Consider the following 2921-nt stretch of genomic DNA (forward strand, 5'->3'; position numbering starts at 1 on the left):
CGGGAGACACTCTCGTTATAGGGTCAAGCGAATAAGTGCATGTGGTGGATGCCTTGGCGATTACAGGCGATGAAGGACGCGATAGCCTGCGAAAAGTTGTGGGGAGCTGGCAAATAAGCATTGATCCACAAATGTCCGAATGGGGAAACCCGGCCTTTTAGGTCATCCTAGACTGAATACATAGGTCTAGCGAAGCGAACGCGGCGAACTGAAACATCTAAGTAGCTGCAGGAAAAGAAATCAACCGAGATTCCCAAAGTAGTGGCGAGCGAAATGGGACCAGCCTTCAAGATTTAGCACCGGTGTTATCAAAACGGAATGGAAAGTCCGGCCATAGTGGGTGATAGCCCCGTATGAGAAAACCCTGGTGTGGAACTAAGCTTGAGAAAAGTAGGGCGGGACACGTGAAATCCTGTCTGAAGATGGGGGGACCATCCTCCAAGGCTAAATACTCGTAATCGACCGATAGTGAACCAGTACCGTGAGGGAAAGGCGAAAAGAACCCCGGGAGGGGAGTGAAATAGATCCTGAAACCGCATGCATACAAACAGTCGGAGCCTCGTAAGGGGTGACGGCGTACCTTTTGTATAATGGGTCAGCGACTTACATTCAGTGGCGAGCTTAACCGAATAGGGAAGGCGTAGCGAAAGCGAGTCCGAATAGGGCGTTCAGTCGCTGGGTGTAGACCCGAAACCAAGTGATCTATCCATGGCCAGGATGAAGGTGCGGTAACACGTACTGGAGGTCCGAACCCACTAATGTTGAAAAATTAGGGGATGAGCTGTGGATAGGGGTGAAAGGCTAAACAAACTTGGAAATAGCTGGTTCTCTCCGAAAACTATTTAGGTAGTGCCTCGTGTATCACCTTCGGGGGTAGAGCACTGTCATGGTTGAAGGGTCCATTGCGGATTACTTCGCCATAGCAAACTCCGAATACCGAAGAGTGCAATCACGGGAGACAGACATCGGGTGCTAACGTCCGGTGTCAAGAGGGAAACAACCCAGACCGCCAGCTAAGGTCCCTAAATATTGCTAAGTGGGAAACGAAGTGGGAAGGCTAAAACAGTCAGGAGGTTGGCTTAGAAGCAGCCACCCTTTAAAGAAAGCGTAATAGCTCACTGATCGAGTCGTCCTGCGCGGAAGATGTAACGGGGCTAAGCAATATACCGAAGCTGCGGATGCGAGCTTGCTCGCATGGTAGGAGAGCGTTCTGTAAGCCTGTGAAGGTGTCTTGTAAAGGATGCTGGAGGTATCAGAAGTGCGAATGCTGACATGAGTAGCGATAAAGGGGGTGAAAGGCCCCCTCGCCGTAAGCCCAAGGTTTCCTACGCAACGTTCATCGGCGTAGGGTGAGTCGGCCCCTAAGGCGAGGCAGAGATGCGTAGCTGATGGGAAGCAGGTTAATATTCCTGCACCGTCGTATGATGCGATGGGGGGACGGATCGCGGAAGGTTGTCCGGGTGTTGGAAGTCCCGGTCCCTGCAGTGGAGAAGGCGCTTAGGCAAATCCGGGCGCGTAATTCAAGGCTGTGGGGCGAGCGAACTTGTTCGCGAAGCAATTGGAAGTGGTTCCAAGAAAAGCCTCTAAGCTTCAGTCATACGAGACCGTACCGCAAACCGACACAGGTGGGCGAGATGAGTATTCTAAGGCGCTTGAGAGAACTCGGGAGAAGGAACTCGGCAAATTGGTACCGTAACTTCGGGATAAGGTACGCCCTTGTAGCTTAACTGGCCTGCGCCAGAAGGGTGAAGGGGTTGCAATAAACTGGTGGCTGCGACTGTTTAATAAAAACACAGCACTCTGCAAACACGAAAGTGGACGTATAGGGTGTGACGCCTGCCCGGTGCCGGAAGATTAAATGATGGGGTGCAAGCTCTTGATTGAAGTCCCGGTAAACGGCGGCCGTAACTATAACGGTCCTAAGGTAGCGAAATTCCTTGTCGGGTAAGTTCCGACCTGCACGAATGGCGTAACGATGGCCACACTGTCTCCTCCCGAGACTCAGCGAAGTTGAAGTGTTTGTGATGATGCAATCTACCCGCGGCTAGACGGTAAGACCCCATGAACCTTTACTGTAGCTTTGCATTGGACTTTGAACCGGTCTGTGTAGGATAGGTGGGAGGCTTTGAAGCAGGAACGCTAGTTTCTGTGGAGCCGTCCTTGAAATACCACCCTGGCTTGTTTGAGGTTCTAACCTAGGTCCGTAATCCGGATCGGGGACAGTGCATGGTAGGCAGTTTGACTGGGGCGGTCTCCTCCCAAAGTGTAACGGAGGAGTACGAAGGTACGCTAGGTACGGTCGGAAATCGTGCTGATAGTGCAATGGCAAAAGCGTGCTTAACTGCGAGACTGACAAGTCGAGCAGGTGCGAAAGCAGGTCATAGTGATCCGGTGGTTCTGTATGGAAGGGCCATCGCTCAACGGATAAAAGGTACTCTGGGGATAACAGGCTGATACCGCCCAAGAGTTCATATCGACGGCGGTGTTTGGCACCTCGATGTCGGCTCATCTCATCCTGGGGCTGTAGCCGGTCCCAAGGGTATGGCTGTTCGCCATTTAAAGAGGTACGTGAGCTGGGTTTAAAACGTCGTGAGACAGTTTGGTCCCTATCTGCCGTGGGCGTTGGAAGTTTGAAGGGGGCTGCTCCTAGTACGAGAGGACCGGAGTGGACGAACCTCTGGTGTACCGGTTGTCACGCCAGTGGCATCGCCGGGTAGCTATGTTCGGAAGAGATAACCGCTGAAAGCATCTAAGCGGGAAACTCGCCTTAAGATGAGACTTCCCTAGGAACTCGATTCCTTTGAAGGGTCGTTCAAGACCAGGACGTTGATAGGTCAGGTGTGGAAGCGCAGTAATGCGTTAAGCTAACTGATACTAATTGCCCGTAAGGCTTGATCCTATAACCAGTGTGTTTTCCTGGT

The 2921-nt window shown here is 52.1% G+C and carries 1 rRNA gene; it reads left to right on the forward strand.

The features are described from left to right. Positions 1-21 precede the first annotated feature (21 nt). Positions 22-2899: ribosomal RNA gene (locus PBR20603_RS23970) — 23S ribosomal RNA — on the forward strand. Positions 2900-2921 lie beyond the last annotated feature (22 nt).

The sequence above is a fragment of the Pandoraea bronchicola genome, from assembly GCF_902459805.1.
GTDB classification, from domain to species: domain Bacteria; phylum Pseudomonadota; class Gammaproteobacteria; order Burkholderiales; family Burkholderiaceae; genus Pandoraea; species Pandoraea bronchicola.